The sequence below is a fragment of the Streptococcus infantis genome, assembly GCF_047464415.1.
GTDB lineage: Bacteria > Bacillota > Bacilli > Lactobacillales > Streptococcaceae > Streptococcus > Streptococcus infantis_AE.
Map to the genome: position 1 here is coordinate 1 of NZ_JASHBX010000021.1, position 23,679 is coordinate 23,679.

The window sequence follows — 23,679 nt, forward strand, 5'->3', positions numbered from 1 at the left end:
TGGCTTGAACACCTTTATTGTATCGCGTTTGGAGTTTTTTTGGTATAACCTTCGACGCGCACCCGCATAGCGGGTGGTTTATTTGTCTCGCACCTAACGGAGCGAGACGGACTGAAAGTCACATAAGTAAGAAACCAGTCCGCGCTTTTCGAGGACTGGTTTTTATATATCATGTTTAAGTACCGACTTCTGAGCCCTAATTGATAGTGATCACCCCAGCTAGATACCTTATCTCCATTTAGGAAACCCTAGCTTAAGTAGATTTCTTCTTCCACCGCTTCTAGATAATCACTCGTAGGCTAGAACGCGAGCGCTCATCTATGATGATGACTATGCGCTTCATATTCCCTAGTAAGAAATAGTTATACATCCCCGAATGGACAAATTCAGTTGCTCAAAAGTTCACTGGTAGTGTGTGTCCTACGGAGGACTTCCACCTCAGATGTACGACATGTCCATCATACCAAAAACGGCAAATCCCTCAATTTGAGATTTGCCTTTTTTATATATTTTCATCTTGCAAATCTAGTTGCTTCACTCTAGCAATATAGTATGCCATAATCAAAAACAAATTGAAGCTGACAATCCAGATAGACCATTCATGGAGAAAATGCATAGATACAGCCAAGCTAATAGCGCCCACTACGAAACTCCCTACAACAATGCCATAATTCAAGGCTTGACGACGATATTCTTGAACATCTCCTTCTCCTCTAACGATGCGATACAAAGCAGTCAACATTTTTCGGTAATTTCCAGAAGTCATAAAAATGACATAGGGATGATCTTCAATCAAACTACCCGTAAATGTTAGCATCATCATGCCTGTTCCAAAAGCAATAAAAGGAACTTCTAATAGAGGAAAACGAGAAAAGAAGGGCAGAACAAGGGTCCCGATAAATAAGGGAAGTAGCATCTTAACCCGCCAATAGGCTGTTTTGCGATATTCTTTCACGTGTAAGGCAAAAAGAAATCCTAGGGAAAAGAATATAATAGAACAGAATCTCAACATAGTATTGATGACATGTGAATCGTGCCAATCTGATATCAGTAGGAGAATGTTCCCTGTCTGTGTCGCCACCAAACTATGGTACTGGATGTGACAGAACACATCCAAAGAACCACCGATAAAGCCAAGAAACACTCCCATGAGTCGTGAATTTTGAGGTAAAATTAATTTATCTGGCATTGATTCATCACTCGTTTCCCTTTGATTTTTTCATTATACCACTTTCTCTGAAAGAAACTAAGTGAAAAACGGTCAGTTCAGGTAGACATGATTAGATATACTCCTAAGTTCGTCTCATCTCTGGAGTTCATTTATGACTTCTTATCAAATCGGAATACTGTAGTACTCCTCAGCTGAACTATTTTTAAACAAATTATTTCAGTACTGAAGTCTATGGCTTAATCAAAGTAACACTTGAAACAGTGCCATCTGCACCTGTTGTAATCTGGATGACTTTTCCACCACCTACTTCAGCATTGTATTTCCCATCATCAAGCGTATAAGAATAGCTTTGGATAGAGTAGTTTTCTTTCTTACCATCAGCAGACTCTACTGTAAATTGACCGCCTGATGAGACAGTGATAGTTTCACCATTCGCACCCTTCCAATTCCCAGCTGCAGCTGAAAAATCTTTGTCCACCATAGTCAAGACACCTTTATAACGTTTGTTATGTTCTGCCTGCTTGTCTTGAAGTTTACGATCAGTTGCTGGATCATAAGCTGACTGATTCTGTTTTTCTTGTGTTCCTTGTTGATTGGATGGGGCTTGAGAAGGGGTTTGCTTAGCAGAAGGTTCTTGATTTTGTTTTGTTTCTGGTGCTGGTGTTGCTTGCGATTGATTAGCAGTAGTCGTTGACTGATCAGAAGATGATGATTTAGCTTTTTCTGATGAAGTTGAACTTGAGGATTTCTGAGTCTTGTTCTCTTTACTTGAAGAACTTGCCTTAGAACTAGAAGATGCTTGTGTTGTCTTGCTAGAACTATCACTTGTGGTATTTTCTTTCTTATTACCACAAGCCCCCAATAGCAATGTTGAAGCGAGTACAGTTGCGGCCATTAATTTGATAGAAGTTTTATTTTTCATTTTACGCTCCTTTGTAACATTTTTGAAATGTTAAGAAATATTTTTGTAACATTATTGTAATATTTGTTTTTAAATCTGTCAACTATTTATCTAAAATTTTTTAGAATTATTTTTTAGTACATTTGTTTTCTTACTCCTCCTATATCTTTTATTCGTAAATAATTTTAAAAAAACACAAAAGTTCTTCCTGATAAAGTGCTATATTTTAAAGTGTAATCGCTTGCATTTTTTTCTTGAAGGACTATAATAAAATTGAAATAGGATATTGGAGGTGTAGGCCTATGTCAAGCAAATATTACAAATATCTTCCTTGGATGATTATTGGTGCTTTCTCTTCTTATGGGGTTGCTACTCATTACGCTCAAACAACATTTGATTTGTTCTACTTAACCACAATCTTCATGATTGTTTATGTGGCTCTAATGTACTTACACGAACATTATTTAAAATATAAATACAAAGATTTATTCATTCGTTTTATGAGTAATCCTAAAAAAGATAAACATCCTTAAACAAAAAATAACAACAAAAAGAGGCCAGGAAGAATCCCGACCTCGCTTTTTTTATGAATAATAAACCTTTGACACGATAGCTGACTTGGCTTGTGACGCAAACTTTATTTTCTCTATTCTCAAGCTTCAACCAGCCATCGGATTTGTTGAAACTTCTCAAATCTGAGACTAGGAAACCGAGACTTGATCTATCGATTTCTGTCCCCAAGCCTTTTATTTCAATCGATAGGTTTTTCTTGGTTTCTTTTTAGGCACTCGTTTGAGCCCAACTTCTTCTACATACTCCCCGTATTTAACTAGAAAGTTATTGCTGACGATTGGTCGTCCTGGGTTGATGAGATTGACCAATTCGGTCCCTTCATAGACAGTGAACTCCTCCTCTAGCAGATAGAGGAAGGTCGGATTCCAGTCAAGACGCCCTTGGATTCGTTTAATAGACTCTTGGATAATGGCATAATGGTCAAAGGCGAAGGCGTGCTCCTCCAACTCTAGTCCCTCTAGGAAGCATTTGCCCGTCTGAAAATCAACATCGACAAAAACCACATCCTTGGCATCATCTCCAGCTTGAACGAGATCAAGTGCGCGGCTAGGTAGATACACCAAGTGGGCGATAGTAACCGTCCAGCCCCGCGGATCACGACCTGGGGTAGACACTGTCATCAACTGTTCGATTTTTTCCAAAGGAAGGTCGAGGTTAACCTCCTCTCTCACTTCACGCTGACAAGCATGCCTTGCATCTTCACTCTTGTCCATAAAACCACCGACCAAAGCCAAGCAGTTTTGATAAGGATGGGCCTTGCGACGGATCAGCAAGAGCTTTATTTTCCCTTCTACAAAGCAATAAGCTACCATATCCACCGTCACGCTCGGTTTTTCATACTGAGGAAGATCCTGTTTGCAGTACCAGTCTAAAAATTCCTTCTCCGTCGCATGAATCTCAAAATATTCTCTTTCTGTCATTCCAGCCGGGATTATCCTTTCAGTCATCTTATCCCTCCTTGACAGCTTTTGTCCATTGGTACCAACCGACTAAACTATTGATGGTGTAAACCCAGTACATACCTTGGATATGGATATTTTCACCCCACCAGAGGTAAATACTAAAGAGATTGGTTGCAATCCAGAAAATCCATTGCTCACGGTAAAGACGTGTCATCAAGAGCTGACCAACACCATTGGTCGCATCGGTAACACTGTCACGGAAAGGACGAGCGCTATGGATACTTTGGTAGGCAAAGCCCATACCAATCCAGATGATGGCTGTCAAAGCCAAATATTTGAGCCAATCAATCAGTCCAAGTTTCTTAGCTTCAAAGTGGGATTCTTCTGGTTTTCCTTGCTCATTGATCCGATTAGATAACCAAGTATAAAGACCAATAGGCTGCATCACAAAGAAATAAACTGTAGTCAATACTTCACCATAGAAAGTGGCATCCATGGCTAATACCAAATAGATAGCAGAGTTAATAGCACCAAAAAGGTAGTTACTAGCTCGACCTTCTGCAACCAAGATAACGCAGACAATCCCTGTCCAAGAGGCCAAGAGACCAACCCAGTCATGACTTTCCGTGTTTTGTGTAAACTCCAGAATAAGAGGGACACTTGATAAAGCAATCAAATAGAGCCACTGGAAAAGACTGCGTCCCACAAAGAGGTCTTTCCAAAGCAAATGCATAACTCCTGCAAAACCAATTTTACGAGCTTCTGCGTGAACATTTTTAAAGTTTGCGATAAATCGAGTAATTTTTTCAGTTATTTTTTTCATTTTCTTCTCCTAATCTGCTTGGTAAATGGCATCGATAGCTACTTTTGCTGCTTCATAATTTCCTAGATAATCATCAGCTAGATAAACATAAGGAATATTAGCCAGATATTGCTCCCTAATCATATCCAAATGCTGAGAAAAACTATGACGGATATGGTCTTCTGCCATGGTCATGTCTCGAAAACCATCATTGACATAAGAGCCAACAGGTTGCACAAAGAGGATTAAATCCCACTTTTCCTTGGCTAATATGGAAACAAAGAGATTATCAAAGGTCTCTACGGACAAGTCCTCCTGCTCTTCGCTTTCCATGTAGTAATCGTAGTAGCCCTTGGTTACCAATGAGTTGGTGTCTGCAATGACCAGGCCTCGATTGGCATTGCTATCGATTAACTTGGAAGTTTGGTCATATTGGCCCAAAAGAAGGTAATAATAATCTTTTGGGGTAAGCTCATCATCACGGACATTATTTTTTATCTGATACTCACGAGCATACTCCAGACTGACTGGCGCATCATAAAAACGAGCTAAATCCTTGGCTAGAGTTGTTTTTCCATTACTCGCACTTCCCATAATCAACACTTTTTTCGTAAACTGACGGCGGAAGGGTTGAGCGATATATTTCCAATATTTACTTGGATTTTCTCGAATCATGGTAGCCGAAATTCCAAATTTTCTTTCCTGTAGAACAGTCTCAAAACCACGTTCTGACAATTCTTGTTGGTATTCGGACTCTCCTACAAAAAAGATGAGCTCCTGACCAGTCTGGTCATAGGAAATGGCCTGCAACATCTGATCCAACCATTCCTGCCAGCCCATTGGATAGCGTGGAATATTGCTTTCGTCAAGTTTACAAACAGAGGTCAACTCATCATCTCGAAAAGCTTCACGAATATAGCGAAATCTCTTTTGTAGTGTAAGCCCCACCTGTTCACCACGATCTCCCTTATAACCTGAAACTACCACCCATACAGCATCACATTGACGTTTTGCTCTTTGGATTAAATCAATATGCCCTTGATGTAAGGGAGCAAAGGTGCCAAAAACAACCGCTATACTCTTTTTCATATCTGTTTAACCTTTTTATAAATTTTTATATTTTGTATTATACTCTGTCTTGTTCTGTTTGTCAACACTTTTTTATTATTTTTTATAAAAACATTGCTACATGATAGGAATTTTTTACTTGATATGCAAAATCGGATCAGTAGCATTCTGCTTTGAAATCCTCAAAACAAATCCACAATCCAAGTAGCTATTTGGGCAACAACTTTTCAAAAAAGAGGCTGAAACAATCTGTTCCAACCTCACATTTTTAAACAATTTCAAATTTTAATTGACCAGCTTTAACACCAATCTTCAGGGTCTTACCTTCTTTCAGTTCACCTGTAAGAAGAAGTTCTGCAAGTTTGTCTTCCACTTCCGTTTGTAGGGTTCTACGAAGTGGACGAGCCCCCATCTCTGGATCATAGCCTTGCTGAGCTAGGAGTTTAAGGGCAGATGCTTGGAGTTTCAAGTCAATTCCTTTTTCTGCTAGGCTTGCAATCAATGGTTTAACCATAATCTTAACTACTTCCTGCATATCTTGACTTGACAAGCTATGGAAGACTACCTTCTCATCAATACGGTTGATAAACTCTGGACGATAAGCCTTTTTCAGCTCCTCAAACATACGTTTTTCCATATTTTCTTGGTCAAAACGAATATCCTTAGCTCCAAATCCAACTGTTTTATCATCACGAAGGGCTGTTGCACCAAGGTTTGACGTCATGATAATAATGGTGTTTGAGAAATCAACCTTGCGACCTTTACTATCTGTCAAGACACCATCATCCAAAACCTGTAAGAGTACATTAAAGATGTCTGGGTGCGCCTTTTCTACTTCGTCAAAGAGAAGTACCGAGTACGGTTTATTGCGAACCTTCTCGGTCAACTCTCCACCTTCTTCGTAACCTACATAACCTGGAGGAGCTCCGTTAAGACGGCTGGCTGCGAATTTCTCCATATACTCACTCATATCAAAGCGGATAAGGGCTGATTCGTCATCAAAGAGGACTTCTGCCAAGGCCTTGGCCAACTCGGTCTTACCAACACCTGTCGGTCCTAGGAACATAAAGGATCCAATTGGACGTTTATGACTACGAATACCAGATTGGTTACGGCGAATAGCACGACTGATACTAGATACAGCCTGTTCCTGTCCGATCACACGTTTATGCAGTTCAGCTTCAAGGTTGAGATACTTCTTGGCATCCGTTTGTGTCAATTTTTGAACAGGAATTCCCGATAAGCGACTCAAGGTGGTCAAAATATCAGATTCTTCTACTACATCTTTATAAACAGGTACTTCCTGTTCTTTTGCAATGAGCTGAGCTGCTTGCTTCCATTTTCCATCCATCAAGGCCTTATCAGCTGGTGTTAAACCTGACTCTTCTTGTTTAGCGTGTTTCGATTTATTTTGCACTGTTGCTGCCGCTTCATCCAAGAGATCAATTGCTGAGTCTGGCAAATGACGACTCGTCAAATAACGATGTGCCATTTTGACAGCTGTTTCGACTGCATCGTCTGTAATTTGGACATGGTGGTGTTTCTCATAAGTTGCTTTCAAGCCCTGCAAAATAGCCATACTATCTGCTAAACTTGGCTCCTCAATCATCACTTTAGCAAAGCGACGAGAAAGGGCTGCGTCTTTTTCGATGTGCTTTTGATACTCTTCCTGAGTAGTCGCACCGACAGTTCTCAGAGTTCCACGTGCCAAGGCAGGTTTTAGGATATTGGCCGCATCCAAGGTCGAATCAATCCCACTTCCTGAACCCATAATGGTATGAAGCTCATCGATAAAGAGGATGACCTTGCCATCTTCCTCAATATCTTTGATGATATTGTTCATACGTTCTTCAAAATCACCACGGAAACGAGTCCCCGCAACCACATTCATCAAGTCAAGTTCTAGGACACGCATTTTAGCCATTTCATCTGGCACATCTCCATTGGCAATACGTTGTGCAAGGCCAAGTGCCAGTGCTGTTTTACCCACACCCGCATCTCCAACTAGGACTGGATTATTTTTGGTCTTACGACTCAAGATTTGAATCATACGAGAGATTTCTTGATCACGCCCGATGACTGGTTCCAATTTACCTGAGCGAGCTTGCTCTGTAAGATCATGCGTATAATCTTCCAAACCTCCACTTGGGGTCTGAGGCATGCCCATCATATTAGCCATAGAATTTTGCTTATCCGCTACCGTACGATGGCGTTGACGAAGGGCCTTCAAATCATCTCTAGTCCAACCAGCACGCGCTTCAAGACTACGACGAAGTCCAGCAATCTTGACCTGATCCTTCTGATCTTCGTAAGAAAATCCCGCTTTTTCTAAAATGCGAGTAGCTAAGGCATTGCCATCATGTAAGATAGCATAAAGCACGTGCTCTGTTCCTAAAACCTTGGCATGCACAACAGAAGCAACATGCTCTGCTTCCAACAACAATACCTTCAAACGGTGTGAAAAAGGCAACTCCTGATAATTTTCCTTATCGCTATACTTTGTTTCAGTCAGCTCTACAGCAACTTCCTCCAGACGATCAATCTCATAGGGAAATTCATTTAAAGTCGCCCCAGCTACACTGTAACTATGATTGGCCATAGCAATCAATAGGTGCCAAGACCCGAGGTATTCTGCCCCAAAATGACTTGCGACCAGAAAGGCACTGTCTATACATTCTTTCAATGCTTTTGAATATTTCATTTAGTTCTATTTTCCTTTTCTATCTACCTCTTGTAATAATTGTCGGAGCATATTGGCACGGATAAGATTGGCATCCTCACCTAAAACCCTGTCTGTCGCCATCGCTAGTAATAGATTCATCTCCTGACGAGTCACTAAATCCTGTTCAAACAAGAGTCTTAAAACATCTTCAAAGATAACTAGGCTGACTTCTTCGCCCACCGAATACAGTAAATCGCGGAGCATTTCATGGTGGTTTGAGAATTCAATCCGACCTATACGAATGTAGCCACCACCACCACGCTTACTTTCAACCAAGTATCCCCTGCTTTCTGTAAAACGAGTCTTAATCACATAGTTAATCTGACTAGGAACAACCTGGAAAGTATCTGCCAACTGACTCCGTTGCAACTCCACAATACCAGATTGATCTAAAATTGCCTTGATGTAGGCCTCAATATGATCTGATGTATTTTTAAGTCTCATAACAAACCCACCTCTCTTTAAACCTTGACTATCTTTGACTATTATACCGAAATTTTTTCATTTTTAAAAGAAAAAGGGGCTGGTAATGAATAATCCTCACCAACTCCCTATTTTTCTACTTATCTAAGCCTAATTCTGCCAAGATTTGACGTTTGTAGGCAATCTTTTGGACTTCCTTGTCCTCGTCTTCAGACCAGTCGAGTTTGACTTCAGAAACAATCTGCCCAGGACGATTTTTCAAGATATAAATCCGATCACTCAGATTCAGCGCTTCCTCTATACTATGCGTAATGATGAGTGTCGTCAGGCCTAGTTGTTTATGAATATCAAGATACCAGGCATGAAGTTCCATTTTGGTCATCTCATCCAAGGCACTAAAGGCCTCATCTAAAAGAAAGAGCTTGTGCCCAAAAAGGTAAGTGCGGAGTAAAGCCACACGCTGGCGCATCCCACCACTAAGCTCATGAGGATACTTATCCCGTACAGCTGTCAACTGGAAGGTTGCAAGGATTTCGTCTGCTTTGGCAATAGCTTCTGCCTTATCCACCTTTTGGATCAAGAGGGGCAGGATGATATTTCCTAGCACCGTCTTGTGTTCCAAGAGCAGATCCTTTTGTAGCATGTAGCTCACGCGCCCCTTGGGATTTTCCTCTCCATCAAGAATGATTCGCCCAGACTGGACTTCTAAAATCCCTGCAATCAGGTTAAAGAGTGTGGTCTTTCCTACACCACTGGGGCCTAGGATAGAGACAACTTCACCTGAAGTCACCTGTAGGTTAATAGCCTCTAAGATCTTTTCATCATCGTAGGCATAGCTTACGTGTTCTAGTCTAATTTCTGTCATTATTTTACAAATTCGTTGGTAAATCCTTTATCTGTCAAGTCTTCTTTAAGAATACCATTTTCTTTATCCCATTTGTAGAAGGCATTCCAGCGATCCGCATCAAATTGTCCCCATTTGTCCTTGTCACTTGCGTATTCTTTTGACAAGTATTTCTGAGATTCGATGACAAAGTCACGTTTATCTTTGAGTTCAGGTGCATTTTTGATGAGGATATCTGCAGCTTCTTCTGGATGCTCCATAGCGTATTGGTAGCCTTTTTTGATGGCTTGGATGACTTTGCGAGCTTCTTCTTTGTTGTCTTTCAGATAATCGTTGTTTGCAATGATAACTGGTGAGTAGTAGTCAAACTCTTTGACATAGTCTTTCAAATACATAAAGTTTGCATCCACACCTTGAGATTTGGCTAGAATTCCATCCCAACCATAATAAATCCAAGCAGAGTCAAAAACGCCGTTGGCAATCGGTGTGATAGAGTTTGAGTCGTTATTTGGTACTTTTTCAACCTTCTCGAAGTCTCCACCTTGAGATTCTACCAAGGTTTTCAACATAGCAAGCTCAGTCGGGTCATTCCAGGTTCCGTATTTCTTACCAACTAAGTCTTTAGGACTATTGATATTATCAGACTTACGAGAGATAATTCCTGATGTATTATGTTCTACAATCGCTGCAACGGCTGTAATGCCTGCCCCTTTTTCCAATTTCTTAGCCATGTAGTCTTGGAAATACACTGCAAATGGTGCCTTACCATTGATAACCAAGTCAGATGAGCTTTCTTCTGGTGGCAATTTCAAGTCCACGTCCACTCCAGCTTCCTTGAAGTAACCTTTTTCTTTAGCTACATAAAGCCCTGTATGGTTGGTATTTGGTGTCCAGTCTAGGATAAAATCAATTTTTTTGAGTTCTGCTTCTTTGTTATCCTTAGAAGCAGTTCCTTGGCCGCAGGCCACAAGCAAAATAGCTACAAAAGCTGTTACAATCGTAAAAAACACTTTCCATGTTTTCTTCATTTTTATTTCCTCTTTTCTTTTTCCAAAACGCTCTTTAAGTACGTTTCCATTTAATCACATATTTTTCACTAATATCAACCAACTTCATACCCAAAAGGCTGATCAGCGATACCAGAATAATAATGGCAAACATGGTATCATACTGAAACAGTTTCTTGGACTGAATCATGTAGACACCTAGGCCTTCAAAGCCTCCCAACCACTCAGATACCACTGTTGTGATAAAGGCGTAGGAGACACTAACCCTGAGTCCTGCATAAAAGTAGGGCAGACTGACAGGGATTTTAAAATGCCAAAGGATTTGCCAAGGATTGGCTCGCATCAGACTAAATAAGGTCAGCATATCCTTATCACAATGCCTAAATCCATCCAAAATGCTGACGATGATAGGGAAGGTTGTCGTCAAGATAATCAAGACAATCTTGGGCAAGATTCCGTAACCTAGCCACAAGACCAGTATAGGGGCTATGGCAATGGTTGGTATGGTCTGGACAACTACCATCATGGGGTAAATTAAATCATTTAGCCAGCCCAGACTATCCATAAGGACAGCCATGATACAGGCTATCAAGACTCCCAACACTAGACCTAACAAGGCTACTTTCAAGGTTGCCCAGCTATGGTACCAGAGAAATTCTCTATCACGAACAAAAGAATGGAGGATTTCAAGTGGTGTCGGCAAGATAAACTTTGGTAAGAGTTTTAACAAACCCGCTACCTGCCAAAGAGATAAGACACCCAAAAATCCCAGCAGACTAATATGCCGTCTCATTATACTTTTCAAGTTTCTCATCGATGCTTAAAATCTCTCCTATATTTATTTTCACATTGGCAAAAACATTGTCTGCTCCTTGACCTGCCACTTCTAAAGCTTCTTTGAGAATACGCATAAGGTCATCAAATTCCCCCTCTAGGACTGTTTCAAAGGGTGTCACCACCATGAACACTCCTTGAGCCTGCAGATAAGCAATAACTTGATCAATAAGGGCTATGCGGTCAATCCCTTGTGACAGGGGCAAGACTTGTAAAGCAATGCTTGCTTTCATAAAAACCTCCTTCTAAGTTACAGTTTTTCTTTGTAAAAAAAGAAAAACCTCTTTCATATATGAAAAAGGTGCAAAATTAGGCCAAGTATTCGTTCCCTACGCTGGCATTACCCAGATCAGGTGCGGTCGAAGTTTAACACTTCCTCTCAGACTGTACACAGACTCCCATATATTATATGGACATATGATAGCGCAAAATAAACAAGATGTCAAGGAAACTGCTTACAGAAAAAGAGGCGGTTCTCCACCTCTCCCTCTAATCATTTATTCTCAGTTAATTCTTTCAATTAAAGCATAGGGGCGAATAACTGAGCTACTTCTTTGATTAATGTTTGATACCAAGTAGGCTTGATTGTTCCAGGAAAAATTTCTTGCGATACTTCAAAAATCTCTTCAAAATCTTTGCTAATATCTGCTATTGATGCTGTTTCGTACAATAAAACTGCATTTTCATAGTGGTGAACCAAGCTGCGATAATCAAGATTTATGGTTCCAACAACCGCAAATCGATCATCAACAATCATTTGCTTACTATGGATAAAACCAGGAGTATACTCGTAGATACGTACACCAGCAGACAAAAGATTAGGATAAGACCCTCGAGTTACTAACTGGATGAGCTTTTTATCTGGGATAAATGGAGTTATAATTCTCACATCTACGCCTCGCATAGCCGCATTTTTGATATCCTCTGTCAAATCATAATCGATAATGAGATAAGGCGTGGTGATATAGACAAAATCTTCCGCTTGATTAATCAGGTTTTGATAAACGATTTTACCCACCTTCATTCTATAGATAGGCTTGGGTCCACTTCCATATGGGATACATAGACCGCCACCTGGTCGTGTCTGATTTTCCAAATGATACTGATCAAAATCACTGATTTCTCCACGGTTGATATACCAGTTCATGAGAAATAGTCTGGTAAAGGCCTGAGTCGCTGGACCATCTATCCGAATCCCACTATCTTTCCAGTGTCCAAAACGTTCAATCTGATTGATATATTCGTCTGCAAGATTAATCCCGCCAGTATAGGAAATTTGCCCATCAATGACTAATATTTTTCGGTGGTCACGGTTATTATAGGCCACCGTCATACGAGGAATCACCTTATTAAACTTATGGGCATCGATCCCTTTAGACCGCAAATAAACCGTATAATCTCCCGGCAAGGTCACCATACAACCGATATCATCGTAGAGCATCTTGACCTCAACTCCCTGAGCTGCCTTTTCTTCCAGAATCTCAAGCATGCTATCCCACATTAACCCCTTTTCGACAATGTAGTATTCTAGAAAAATAAATTTTTCAGCCCTCTTCAAATCCTCCAGCATCTGCTGCCACATTTCCTCACCATTTGAAAAGAATTGTGAGTCTGTCTGATCATAAACTTCTGCATTACTGTCCATATGCAATAAGGCATTGATAATCCCGTAGGCAGATTTATCAGTTTTCTGTATGTCTTGATGAAGACTATGTTCGCGCTTTTCATGAGATGTGATAGAACGAAGTTCCTGTAATTGTTTAAATTCCTTTTTTGATAACCGACGCTCACCAAACATGATATAAAGCAAGGGACCAAAAACAGGGACAAAAGTAACAATCAACCACGTCACTTTGCTTTCAGGAGACATGGAACGATTGACAATGGCTAAAACAGTTGCCACGCTGACCAGAAATACAAGAGCAACCCAAACAAGAGGAGCAATCTGGCTCATGTAAAGAATGACTGCAAAAACTACAAATAATTCTATCAGAATAATCGCAATGCTAAAACCATACTTGGACATCAATAGTCGAAATTTTCTAGTTCCCATAACTCCCTCTCAATTTCTAAGTATACTCCCTAATATACCGTCTAAAAAACGCCTGTTACTGTCTAGTATACTTAGTTTAGGAGAACTTAGCAAGTCTTTTCTGTTTAGGCCGATAGTTCTAACTATAAAATCAATTTAAAAAGCAGGCAACTTACATGTGCCTGCTCTCATATTACAATTTCAAAGCCAACATATTGACCGTCATACCAGCTGCAGTTCCCATCAAGAAGATGGTATCTCCTTCCTTCACATAGCCATGATCGAGTGCATAGGCCAAGCCAAAAGGTACAGCAACGGACACCATATTCCCATACTCACTGACAATATTGAGATACTTGTCTTTGCTAACTCCTAGTTTATCCATAACAAGTGGTAATGCTCGGCTAGCTTGGTGGGGAATAATATAGTCTACAGCATCTTTAGAAATACCTGATTTCTCTTGGAATTCTTGAAACATTTCTGGAATGACACGAGCAGAAAGCAAGAGGATTTTCTTCCCTTTCATATCAAACATGAAATTGGTCTTCGTTTCTTCAGAGTACTCTTTTGGTTGATAAGAAGTCAGACCTCCACGGATTTCAGTATCGTGAGCTCCTTCTGACCAAGTGCGTTGAAGACTTGCTATCACTCCCTTATCCTTGTCACTTGCTTGAAAAATAAAGGCTGCCGCCCCATCACCAAAGAGTTCATAACTTTCTTTTTGCTTTGGATTGAGACCCGAGCTACCAACTTCACTAGATACAATCAAAACACGTTTGTATTCTCCAGCTTCAATCAAATATGACATCGTCGATAGAGCAGAGATGAAACTTGTACAAGTCGTGTTGATATCCATAGCTGGTATAGAGAGCCCTTTTGCCACGCGCTCATGAATCAAAGCAGCTGTACACGGAATAGGCTGAACACCTACCGCGCTAGCTGATACAAGGCAATCAATATCTTTAATATTCAAATTTGCATTTTCAAGTGCACGTTGGATAGCCGCTTCTGCCAAATCTAGCTGTGTTTCTTCATTTTCTACGACACGGTAACGGGTTTGGTCTTTAAATTGCACTGCGTTTTTGGGAAGGCAAACTCCATAGCCTGCAATTTCTACATGTCTTTTTACTTCTGTCATAATCTTTTGTCCTTTCATAAACGTTGGATACGTTTGAGTTTACGACTTGTATCCCAGTGATAATCTGAAAATCGAATTTCAGGTTCTTTAAACTCTTTTTGTTGAGCCAAGAGTCGGAACTGCTCTGTGATGGCTGTTTCTACTTGCTCATCCCTTCGACTCAGACAAACCTCCACTAACTCCTCAGAATGTTGTTTGACTTGGTAATCTCCAACATTCTCCACAAAGAGAATACAACGCCTGATGAAGTCTGGATAAATCGTTACCTGACCTCCATCCAGTCCTTCAAAGTAGAAGATATCATCAGAACGTCCTTCGACCTTGTCAATCCTTGTGTAATGAGATCCACATGAACAAGGTTCAGGATTTTCAACCAAGATATCGTTGAGCTGATAGCGATAAACAGGCTGACTGCTCCGCTTAAAGTCAGTAATGACTGGATAAAAACGACGGCCATCCAGGTAGTGCTTTTCCACAAAGATGATGTCTTCATTAAGATGCAGATTCCCAGCCGAACAAGTACAAGCTAGAAAACCTTCTGTTGCTTGATAGACCTGGTCAATAACTGGTAGTGCAAAAGCCGCAGAAATCCGTTCTCTGTCACTATCTTCCAAGATTTCAGCTACTGAAACGATTTTTTGTGGGTGAATGACTAACTCCCCAGCTTTTAGACGTTTGCTCAATTCAATCAACATAGAAGCAGGTGCCACCACAATGGTCGGTTGATAATTATTGAGACGCTCGATATGCTCATCTGTATTCTTGAAAATATCAAAGTACTCTAAACGAATGAGCGCCGTATTGATGGTCTGATACAATTCATTATCAGCTCTCAAAAAAAAGGCTATACGATGTCCAAAAAGGTGACCTTTGGGCAACATCTTTGCCAAGATAGCTGCTGCCCACATACTGCGCTCTTTTTCAGTTGTGATAAAAAGCCCCCGGTGTCCAGATGTTCCAGAAGACAACCCAACAGCTATTTCTCCCTTGAGCTCTGTAAAATTTCTGGTCTTTTCACTTTCGATAGCCAAAGCCAAGGCCTCATCTCTATCCACACCTTGAGTATTAAGCTCATTGAAATGCGTCATCATAAATGCTTTATCCATATGATCAAAATCACTGGGTACACCATTTTTAAAATAAGGTGACTCATGTTTTAGAAATTCCATATAGACATCTAGTTGCTTTTTCTGATAGCTTTCTAAGGCTTCTCGAGATTTAAAGTTATGAAGCCAACGAGTTTGGATAAAAGTTTTAAGAAAGGTTATTTTTTTCATACAAAATCCGCTCAATCCTTTCTATAGGGTCATGGCTGACAAGCACTTCTATACCATCCTTTAACACCTCTTCCAGTAGCTCTGTTCCTTTGATATAGTCAGCCTTACTATCTTGCACCAAGGAAGGAATCAGATGCATCTGTTTGGTGTAAGGTAAAAGGTCAATTCCCCAACAAAGGTCCGCTGCGATAAAGAGACGATAATCTGGCATAAAGAGACAGGCTTGGCCCTTTGCATGCCCATCAATAGATGAGACAAGGATACTCCCGTCTCCAAAAAGATCATTGGTGGAACGATAATTGAAGTTGGAGTTTTGCTGATCTGCCTTAATGATAGTCAATCTTTCCTCAAAAGTACTCGGCAAAAATTCTTTAAAAATTAAATCTTTTAGTTTGGGTTTCTTGTAAACATCATACACTTCCTGGGTTAGAATAAAGGTTGCATTCAGAAAGAAGCCAGCCCCTCCTAAATGATCTGGATGTAGATGAGACAGCAGGACATAATTAATTTCTTCTGGTTTAATTCCTTTAGCCTTCAGCAAATGCGAAATCTGATCCTGCTCTGTCATTTGAACGGGCGTCCCCAAGCGATATAAAGCATATCTTAGTTTTGTCTTAATATTGTAGTGATAGCCAGTATCATAAAGCACATAGCCCTTATCCCTATGTTTGATCAAAAAGACGCCTGCTGGGAAAGTCATCTTTCTATTCTTGACACCCTTAAAAAGCAAACCGGCATAACTCGTACAATATCCCGCTGGGAAATACTCAATGCTTTCGATAATCTTGGACATATTGTTCAATCCCTTCTGAAATACTAATTTTCGGATGATACCCCAATTCCCTCTTAGCCTTGCTAATATCCAGTGTTTGACTATAGCGAAGCAAGTAATAGGTATATCGTGTTAGAGGCGGCTCCCCTTTAAGGTTCAAGGTCTTGTATAGAAATTCTAAACTACTTGCAATTCCTGATAAGAGAGATGCTGGAATTTTTCTATATTTGATTGGGTAACCCAAACCTTTCAAACTTTCCTCTAGCAAATCCCTAAAAGCCCTCGGTTCGCCATTAGTAATGTTATAGACCTCACCTTTTGCTTCTGGGGCTTCTAAGGCTAAACGAATTGCGAGAGCAACATTTTCCACGCAAGTCATGTCCATGAGCTGACGCTCATCTCCAATTAAAGGAATGCCAATTTTTTGACTAAGATTGATCACCCGTGGCAAGATGCTGGTATCTCCAATCCCAAACAGTCCCCGAGGCCTCAAGATAATACTAGGAACATCTGGATAATCCTTAAAGAGTCTCTCCGAAGCCAATTTACTACGTATATAGTTATTGAGATTATTTTCCTCTGGAGCAGCACTTTCTTTGATTCCTAGTTGATCTTTTGGAGCAGCATAGATGCTTGGTGAGGAAACATAGACTAAACGCTGCATACCTACTCGACGACAAGCTTCGAGAACATATTTAGTTCCTAAAACATTGGTCTGATAAAAATCTTCCCATGGCCCCCAAATAGTTGAAAGAGCCCCAGCATGAACGACCAGATCCATCCCCTTGCAAGCTTCTACCACATCCTCAACTTTCGTCAGATTCCCTTGAAAAAAACTGACCGAAGAATTCTCTAAAGAGTGACCAACTTTTCTATTTCTGCCAAAAGCTCGAACCTGATAACCATGCTCGACTAATTCTTCTACAACATATTTACCCAAGAAACCAGTGGCTCCTGTAACTAATACTTTTTTCATCATTCTTTCTCCTTATCTGCTAACAGACGGTGGATTTCGCTCTCTAAAATTTCCGTCGGGTTATAAGACAGCGCAGCTTGGCGCAAAGTCTCTAATTCTGGCCAATTTTCTTTAGCTAACAACTCCTCAAAGGCTTGTCCAATGGCCTTGCTATTATCTCTTTTAGCTGTGAAAGCAACACCGGCCTCAACCCCACGAACGGCATAATCAAATTGGTCATAATCATGAGGCAATATCAAAGCTGGTTTACCATAAATAATGCATTGATAAAAAATCCCAGCTCCCCCATGATGAATCACATAATCCATCTGGGGAATGTACTCCTTATAAGGTAGATAAGAAACTACGGAAAGGTTCTCCATGAGATTTTCACATTGGAAGGCCTCTCCACCTACACCACGAGTTACAAAAAAGTGACAATCAGGATGAGCTTTTGCAAGTTGCGTAGCTTGATAAATAAGATTTTCTTTGGCCCAAGCTAGTTGTGTCCCACAAGTCACCAAAACTTTCTTTCGATCCATAAAAGGAGACAAATCTAAAGGATAATCCTCTCCTGCCTCAACTGAAGCACCAGAAGGACCAATCCACTTGTAGTGTTTTGGAAATCCCTTTTTTAATTCTACTTCTTTCATACCAATACCAAGGATTGAATATGGAGAATAAATAGTCTCTTGGTCCAGATGATTATAGAGTCTAAAATTATATCTCTTTAAACGATCACGTAATAAAAAAGATACAATCCGTTTCACTAACCGAGTTGCTTTTCTACCTAAAAATTGTACTGAAACTTGCCAGCCATTCTTGGGACTTCCCATTCCACCGATTAGACAAGGCGGGCCATCAGTAGTCTCTAAAACAAATTGTGTAGCCATGGTGGTTATCCAAGGAATACCAAGTTGATTAGCTACAAGGCCACCAGATAGTGTGATAAAGTCCACTATAACAATATCCGGACGATGATTTGTCCATTCTTGGATTAATTGGTCCGAAACTAGGTTTATCAAATCAAGACTAGCAGACAACTGCCGATAGGCTGAAATAATTCCTAACTGCTCCTTATTGTTGGCAGCTTTTTCAAATTCCTTTACGTGTCCTTCTAAAATGGGAAGAACTTGAAAACCAACCGCCTCTGCAACAGCCTTTTTCTGGGGACCTGTAAATAAACGAATCTCATACTGAGGATTGTCTAATAGAGGTAGTAATAAATTCATAGTTGGATACAAATGTCCACTTAAAGGAACAATCACAACATCGATTTTGATTTTCTTCATAATCCTAGCATATCAAATTTTCCAAAAAAGAACTATCACAAGGATAGTTCTTCTTAAATATTATTGGTTTTAAATCATAGGAATAGTATTTGATTTCCTAATACATTATTTAAATTTTCGGGAGGAATTCATAATGTAAGAATCTTAAATTTACTATCCCTAAAAAAATTCAAAAGTAGCTTTGCTTAGAACAATTCCTTATAGAAAGCAATGGTTTCTTCCAAAGTTGGCATGAATGGATTACCTGGTGCACAAGCATCAATCAAGGCATTCTTAGAAAGGTATTCAAAGTCAAAGTCTTTTTCTTCGATACCAAGTTCTGTCAATTTCTTAGGAATACCGACAGTTTCAGAAAGTTTTTCAATTTCAGAAATAGCATAAGCAGCACATTCTTCATCTGATTTTCCTTCGATTTGCATACCCAAGGCCTTAGCAACATTACGGAAGGCTACAGGTACACGTTTGGCATTTTCACGCTCAACGACTGGCAAAAGCATAGCACAGCAAACGCCATGAGGCAAGTTATAGACAGCACCCAATTGGTGAGCCATTGAGTGAACATAGCCGAGTCCAGCATTGTTAAAGCTCATTCCTCCAAGGAAGATAGCATTAACCATACCTTCACGAGCTTCGATGTCGTGTCCGTTTTCTACTGCACGTGGAAGATATTCTTTGATCAGCTCGATAGCTCCGATAGAGAGTTTCTTAGTCACATCATAAGCACCTGGTGTTACCAAAGCTTCAACAGCATGAGTAAGAGCATCCATACCAGTAGCAGCAGTCAAAGCTTGAGGTTTTGAAACCATCAATTCAGGGTCATTAACAGAGATAAGAGCAAGACTGTTCTTATCAACCATTACCATTTTAACCTTACGTTCTTCATCAGTGATAACGTAGTTAATGGTAATTTCTGCTGATGTACCTGCAGTAGTATTGATAGCGACAACTGGAAGACCTTTTTGAGCAGACTTATGCAAACCTTCATAATCCTGCGGTTTACCACCATTCGTCGCGATTACAGAAATACAGCTAGCTGCATCCTGTGGAGAGCCACCACCGATCGAGATAATAAAGTCACAGTTGTGCTCTTTCAAAGCAGCAACCCCATCCATAACATTTTTACAACTAGGGTTCGGTTCAACATCACTAAAGATAACGTAAGCAATTCCTTCATCATCTAAAGGTTTTAAAATTTTTGGCAAGATATCACTTGATTCAATAAATTTATCTGTTACCAAAAGAGCCTTACTATAACCCAACTCCTTAACATAAGGCCCAACTTCATTTACCACACCTTTACCAATAAGGTTAACTGCTGGAACGTAAAATGTTGCCATATTTTATCCTCCTTGCGTTTTTCACGCTATATATTTAGGTTAATTATATAATATATTTTCTGTATTTTCAAATATTTGTGATTTTTTTAACAAATAGGAGATTGAAAAAATATTTTAATAAAATTTCATAAGGAACAGATAACCAGACAAATTTGAGATGGATTATTTTATTGAAAAAAAATGGCTCTATAATTTCTGTAATGGGTAAAACCACCGTAGGAATTATGGAGCCTATTTTGTTGTAGAAAAAAAGCCTCATATGACCTATAATGAAAAGCGACAAAACAACTCATTAGAAAGATTCATATGAAACAATTACATTTTATCACAAAACTCCTTGATATCAAAGACCCTAACATCAAGTTTCTAGATATCGTCAATATGGATACACACAAGGAAATCATCGCTAAACTGGACTATGACGCCCCGTCTTGCCCTGATTGTGGAAATCAAATGAAGAAATATGATTTTCAAAAACTGTCTAAGATTCCTTACCTTGAAACGACGGGCATGCCTACTAGAATTCGCCTTAGAAAGAGTCGATTCAAGTGCTATCATTGCTCGAAAATGGCTGTCGCTGAGACCTCTCTCGTCAAGAAAAAACACCAAATTCCTCGTATTATCAACCAAAAGATTGCTCAAAAGTTGATTGAAAAGACTTCTATGACTGATATTGCCCATCAGCTATCCATTTCAACTTCAACTGTTATTCGTAAGCTCAATGACTTTCACTTTAAGCATGATTTTTCTCGTCTTCCAGAGATTATGTCTTGGGATGAGTATGCCTTTACCAAGGGAAAGATGAGCTTTATTGCACAAGATTTTGACAAGCTCAATATCATCACCCTTCTTGAAGGAAGAACACAAGCTATCATCCGCAATCACTTTCTTCGCTACGATAGAGCTGTTCGCTATCAGGTGAAAATCATTACTATGGATATGTTTAGCCCTTACTATGACTTAGCTAGACAACTTTTTCCGTGTGCTAAAATCGTTTTGGATCGTTTTCACATTGTTCAACATCTTAGCCGAGCTATGAGTCGGGTTCGTGTCCAAATCATAAATCAATTTGATCGAAAATCTCATGAATACAAGGCTATCAAGCGGTATTGGAAACTCATCCAACAAGATAGTCGTAAACTCAGCGATAAACGATTTTATCACCCTACTTTTCGCATGCACTTAACGAATAAAGAGATTCTAGACAAGCTTTTGAGCTATTCAGAAGAGTTGAAACACCACTATAATCTCATCAAACTTATCAAACGAAATGCTTTTGGCTTCCGGAACTTTGAAAACTTTAAAACCAGAATCCTCATTGCTTTGAACATAAAAAAGGGGCTCTATAATATTTGTAGTGGGTAAATCCCCTATGGATATTATGGAGCCTATTTTTGTGTAGAAAAAAAGTCCCATATGACCTATAATGAAAAGCGATCAAACAACTCATTAGAAAGAATCATATGGAACAATTACATTTTATCACAAAACTGCTCGATATCAAAGACCCTAATATCCAGATTCTAGACATCATCAATATGAATACCTACAAAGAAATCATCGCTAAACTGGACTACGACGCCCCATCTTGCCCTGATTGCGGAAGTCAAATGAAGAAATATGACTTTCAAAAACATTCTAAGATTCCTTACCTCGAAACGACTGGTATGCCTACCAGAATTCTTCTGAAAAAGCGTCGATTCAAGTGCTATCATTGCTCGAAAATGATGGTCGCCGAAACCTCTCTCGTCAAGAAGAATCATCAAATTCCTCGTATTATCAACCAAAAGATTGCTCAAAAGTTAATTGAAAAGACTTCTATGACTGATATTGCACATCAGCTATCCATTTCAACTTCAACTGTCATTCGTAAGCTCAATGACTTTCACTTTAAGCATGATTTTTCTTGTCTTCCAGAGATTATGTCTTGGGACGAGTATGCCTTTACCAAGGGAAAGATGAGTTTTATCGCACAAGATTTTGATCAGCTCAATATCATTACTGTTCTTGAGGGAAGAACACAAGCTATCATCCGCAATCACTTTCTTCGCTACGATAGAGCAGTCCGATGTCGAGTGAAAATCATTACTATGGATATGTTTAGTCCTTACTATGCCTTAGCTAAACAGCTTTTTCCATGTGCTAAAATCGTTCTAGATCGTTTTCACATTGTTCAACATCTTAGCCGAGCTATGAGTCGGGTTCGTGTCCAAATCATGAATCAATTTGATCGAAAATCTCATAAATACAAGGCCATCAAGCGCTATTGGAAACTAATCCAACAAGATAGTCGTAAACTCAGCGATAAACGATTTTATCGCCCTACTTTTCGCATGCACTTAACGAATAAAGAAATTCTAGACAAGCTTTTGAGCTATTCCGAAGACTTGAAACACCACTATAATCTCTATCAGCTCTTGCTTTTTCACTTTCAGAATAAAGAGCCTGACAAATTTTTCGGACTTATTGAGGAAAATCTAAAGCAGGTTCATCCTCTTTTTCAGACTGTCTTGAAAACCTTCCTCAAGGTTAAAGAAAAGATTGTCAACGCCCTTCAATTACCTTATTCCAACGCCAAATTGGAAGCAACCAATAATCTCATTAAACTCATCAAACGAAATGCTTTTGGTTTTAGGAACTTTGATAACTTTAAGAAACGAATTTTCATCGCTCTGAATATAAAAATGGAGAGGACAATCGTTGTCCTCTCCAGATGTTAGCTTTTTATTCAACCCACTACAGTTGACAGAGAGCCTAAAAAAAGAACAACCAGTGTTCTTACTCTGTAATATCAATCGGGAAGACAGGATTCGAACCTGCGACACCTTGGTCCCAAACCAAGTACTCTACCAAGCTGAGCTACTTCCCGAGTTAAATAGAAAAAATGCACCCTAGAGGAGTCGAACCTCTAACCGCCTGATTCGTAGTCAGGTACTCTATCCAGTTGAGCTAAGGGTGCTCATTATATGCCGAGGACCGGGATCGAACCGGTACGATCGTTACCAATCGCAGGATTTTAAGTCCTGTGCGTCTGCCAGTTCCGCCACCCCGGCCTCTCTAAGCGAACGACGGGATTCGAACCCGCGACCCCCACCTTGGCAAGGTGGTGTTCTACCACTGAACTACGTTCGCATCGACCTCTTGGTTATATTAAAAAAATGCCGGCTACATGACTTGAACACGCGACCCTCTGATTACAAATCAGATGCTCTACCAACTGAGCTAAGCCGGCTTATTTCTATTATGCGGGTTAAGGGACTTGAACCCCCACGCCGTTAAGCGCCAGATCCTAAATCTGGTGCGTCTGCCAATTCCGCCAAACCCGCAATGATGACCCGTACTGGGCTCGAACCAGTGACCCATTGATTAAAAGTCAATTGCTCTACCAACTGAGCTAACGAGTCTAAAATAACTTACGTTATCTTAAACGGTCCCGACGGGAATCGAACCCGCGATCTTCGCCGTGACAGGGCGACGTGATAACCGCTACACTACGGGACCTATGGGAGTTAACGGGATCGAACCGCTGACCCTCTGCTTGTAAGGCAGATGCTCTCCCAGCTGAGCTAAACTCCCTTTAGCTAAGCGACTTCCTTATCTCACAGGGGGCAACCCCCAACTACTTCCGG

The 23,679-nt window shown here is 40.1% G+C and carries 21 protein-coding genes, 9 tRNA genes and 1 riboswitch; of the genes, 3 read left to right on the forward strand and 27 right to left on the reverse strand.

Translation table 11 applies throughout. The features are described from left to right. Positions 1-502 precede the first annotated feature (502 nt). Both QM460_RS09625 and QM460_RS09630 read right to left on the reverse strand, forming a co-directional pair. Positions 503-1,189, reverse strand: a complete 687-nt coding sequence (locus tag QM460_RS09625) for a YoaK family protein (RefSeq protein WP_414289977.1) — start codon at positions 1,187-1,189, stop codon at positions 503-505. 211 nt (positions 1,190-1,400) lie between these two features. Next, the gene (locus tag QM460_RS09630) at positions 1,401-2,093 is read right to left on the reverse strand and encodes a hypothetical protein (protein ID WP_414289978.1); all 693 of its coding nucleotides are present in this window, start codon (positions 2,091-2,093) and stop codon (positions 1,401-1,403) included. A gap of 281 nt (positions 2,094-2,374) precedes the next feature. On the opposite strand from QM460_RS09630, the gene QM460_RS09635 reads away from it, so the two are divergent. Continuing rightward, positions 2,375-2,605 carry a hypothetical protein gene (locus QM460_RS09635; protein ID WP_045762774.1) on the forward strand — a complete coding sequence of 77 codons (231 nt, stop codon included), beginning with the start codon at positions 2,375-2,377 and terminating at the stop codon, positions 2,603-2,605. 213 nt (positions 2,606-2,818) lie between these two features. Here QM460_RS09635 and QM460_RS09640 read toward each other — a convergent pair whose 3' ends face one another. The 16 genes from QM460_RS09640 to QM460_RS09715 all read right to left on the reverse strand — a co-directional run bounded on the left by QM460_RS09640 (position 2,819) and on the right by QM460_RS09715 (position 20,050). Continuing rightward, positions 2,819-3,592, reverse strand: coding sequence for an NUDIX domain-containing protein (locus QM460_RS09640; protein ID WP_414289979.1), 774 nt, complete (start codon positions 3,590-3,592; stop codon positions 2,819-2,821). 1 nt (position 3,593) lies between these two features. After that, on the reverse strand, positions 3,594-4,370 hold the full coding sequence (pnuC, locus tag QM460_RS09645) for a nicotinamide riboside transporter PnuC (protein ID WP_414289980.1): 777 nt from the start codon (positions 4,368-4,370) through the stop codon (positions 3,594-3,596). Between the two features lie 9 nt (positions 4,371-4,379). Next, positions 4,380-5,438 (reverse strand): AAA family ATPase, encoded by a 1,059-nt coding sequence (locus tag QM460_RS09650; protein WP_414289981.1) that lies wholly within the window; start codon positions 5,436-5,438, stop codon positions 4,380-4,382. Positions 5,439-5,685: 247 nt separating this feature from the next. Beyond that, positions 5,686-8,118 carry an ATP-dependent Clp protease ATP-binding subunit gene (locus QM460_RS09655; protein ID WP_414289982.1) on the reverse strand — a complete coding sequence of 811 codons (2,433 nt, stop codon included), beginning with the start codon at positions 8,116-8,118 and terminating at the stop codon, positions 5,686-5,688. A 6-nt stretch (positions 8,119-8,124) separates the two neighbouring features. After that, positions 8,125-8,583 (reverse strand): CtsR family transcriptional regulator, encoded by a 459-nt coding sequence (locus QM460_RS09660; protein WP_001237459.1) that lies wholly within the window; start codon positions 8,581-8,583, stop codon positions 8,125-8,127. A gap of 115 nt (positions 8,584-8,698) precedes the next feature. Further along, positions 8,699-9,427, reverse strand: coding sequence for an ABC transporter ATP-binding protein (locus QM460_RS09665; protein WP_414289983.1), 729 nt, complete (start codon positions 9,425-9,427; stop codon positions 8,699-8,701). Beyond that, complete coding sequence (locus QM460_RS09670; protein ID WP_301560070.1) at positions 9,427-10,434, reverse strand: ABC transporter substrate-binding protein; 1,008 nt, start codon at positions 10,432-10,434, stop codon at positions 9,427-9,429. Before QM460_RS09670 ends, QM460_RS09665 begins: the two co-directional genes overlap by 1 nt. Positions 10,435-10,468: 34 nt before the next feature. Further along, on the reverse strand, positions 10,469-11,227 hold the full coding sequence (locus tag QM460_RS09675) for an ABC transporter permease (protein WP_414289984.1): 759 nt from the start codon (positions 11,225-11,227) through the stop codon (positions 10,469-10,471). After that, positions 11,190-11,480, reverse strand: a complete 291-nt coding sequence (locus QM460_RS09680; protein ID WP_414289985.1) for an MTH1187 family thiamine-binding protein — start codon at positions 11,478-11,480, stop codon at positions 11,190-11,192. The genes QM460_RS09675 and QM460_RS09680 overlap by 38 nt, the downstream gene beginning before the upstream one ends. Before the next feature lie 76 nt (positions 11,481-11,556). Beyond that, positions 11,557-11,659: riboswitch (TPP riboswitch) on the reverse strand. 108 nt (positions 11,660-11,767) lie between these two features. Next, positions 11,768-13,300, reverse strand: coding sequence for a cardiolipin synthase (gene cls, locus QM460_RS09685; RefSeq protein WP_414289986.1), 1,533 nt, complete (start codon positions 13,298-13,300; stop codon positions 11,768-11,770). 172 nt (positions 13,301-13,472) lie between these two features. Then, positions 13,473-14,417 carry a 3-oxoacyl-[acyl-carrier-protein] synthase III C-terminal domain-containing protein gene (locus QM460_RS09690; RefSeq protein WP_301560066.1) on the reverse strand — a complete coding sequence of 315 codons (945 nt, stop codon included), beginning with the start codon at positions 14,415-14,417 and terminating at the stop codon, positions 13,473-13,475. A gap of 14 nt (positions 14,418-14,431) precedes the next feature. After that, positions 14,432-15,694: a F390 synthetase-related protein gene (locus tag QM460_RS09695; RefSeq protein ID WP_045762783.1), complete on the reverse strand. Its 1,263-nt coding sequence runs from the start codon at positions 15,692-15,694 to the stop codon at positions 14,432-14,434. Next, positions 15,672-16,487 (reverse strand): MBL fold metallo-hydrolase, encoded by an 816-nt coding sequence (locus QM460_RS09700; protein ID WP_045762784.1) that lies wholly within the window; start codon positions 16,485-16,487, stop codon positions 15,672-15,674. The genes QM460_RS09695 and QM460_RS09700 overlap by 23 nt, the downstream gene beginning before the upstream one ends. Continuing rightward, on the reverse strand, positions 16,462-17,442 hold the full coding sequence (locus tag QM460_RS09705; protein WP_414289987.1) for an NAD-dependent epimerase/dehydratase family protein: 981 nt from the start codon (positions 17,440-17,442) through the stop codon (positions 16,462-16,464). The genes QM460_RS09700 and QM460_RS09705 overlap by 26 nt, the downstream gene beginning before the upstream one ends. Beyond that, positions 17,442-18,713 carry a glycosyltransferase gene (locus tag QM460_RS09710; protein WP_414289988.1) on the reverse strand — a complete coding sequence of 424 codons (1,272 nt, stop codon included), beginning with the start codon at positions 18,711-18,713 and terminating at the stop codon, positions 17,442-17,444. The genes QM460_RS09705 and QM460_RS09710 overlap by 1 nt, the downstream gene beginning before the upstream one ends. A 185-nt stretch (positions 18,714-18,898) precedes the next feature. Then, positions 18,899-20,050, reverse strand: coding sequence for an iron-containing alcohol dehydrogenase (locus tag QM460_RS09715; protein WP_414289989.1), 1,152 nt, complete (start codon positions 20,048-20,050; stop codon positions 18,899-18,901). A gap of 306 nt (positions 20,051-20,356) precedes the next feature. On the opposite strand from QM460_RS09715, the gene QM460_RS09720 reads away from it, so the two are divergent. Continuing rightward, positions 20,357-21,415, forward strand: a complete 1,059-nt coding sequence (locus tag QM460_RS09720; protein ID WP_414289990.1) for an ISL3 family transposase — start codon at positions 20,357-20,359, stop codon at positions 21,413-21,415. A 98-nt stretch (positions 21,416-21,513) separates the two neighbouring features. Then, positions 21,514-22,770 carry an ISL3 family transposase gene (locus QM460_RS09725; RefSeq protein ID WP_045763715.1) on the forward strand — a complete coding sequence of 419 codons (1,257 nt, stop codon included), beginning with the start codon at positions 21,514-21,516 and terminating at the stop codon, positions 22,768-22,770. A 75-nt stretch (positions 22,771-22,845) separates the two neighbouring features. Here the strand turns inward: QM460_RS09725 and QM460_RS09730 are convergent. From QM460_RS09730 to QM460_RS09770, 9 genes are all read right to left on the reverse strand, one after another. Next, positions 22,846-22,919: transfer RNA gene (locus QM460_RS09730), tRNA-Pro, on the reverse strand. A 16-nt stretch (positions 22,920-22,935) separates the two neighbouring features. Next, positions 22,936-23,009: transfer RNA gene (locus QM460_RS09735), tRNA-Arg, on the reverse strand. Between the two features lie 8 nt (positions 23,010-23,017). Beyond that, positions 23,018-23,103: transfer RNA gene (locus tag QM460_RS09740), tRNA-Leu, on the reverse strand. A gap of 7 nt (positions 23,104-23,110) precedes the next feature. Beyond that, a tRNA-Gly gene (locus QM460_RS09745) sits at positions 23,111-23,182 on the reverse strand. A 27-nt stretch (positions 23,183-23,209) separates the two neighbouring features. Beyond that, positions 23,210-23,282: transfer RNA gene (locus QM460_RS09750), tRNA-Thr, on the reverse strand. A 12-nt stretch (positions 23,283-23,294) separates the two neighbouring features. Next, positions 23,295-23,376: transfer RNA gene (locus tag QM460_RS09755), tRNA-Leu, on the reverse strand. 5 nt (positions 23,377-23,381) lie between these two features. Further along, positions 23,382-23,454, reverse strand: a tRNA-Lys gene (locus QM460_RS09760). Positions 23,455-23,478: 24 nt separating this feature from the next. Further along, positions 23,479-23,551: transfer RNA gene (locus QM460_RS09765), tRNA-Asp, on the reverse strand. A gap of 2 nt (positions 23,552-23,553) precedes the next feature. Beyond that, positions 23,554-23,626 (reverse strand) — tRNA-Val (locus QM460_RS09770). Positions 23,627-23,679: the final 53 nt, after the last annotated feature.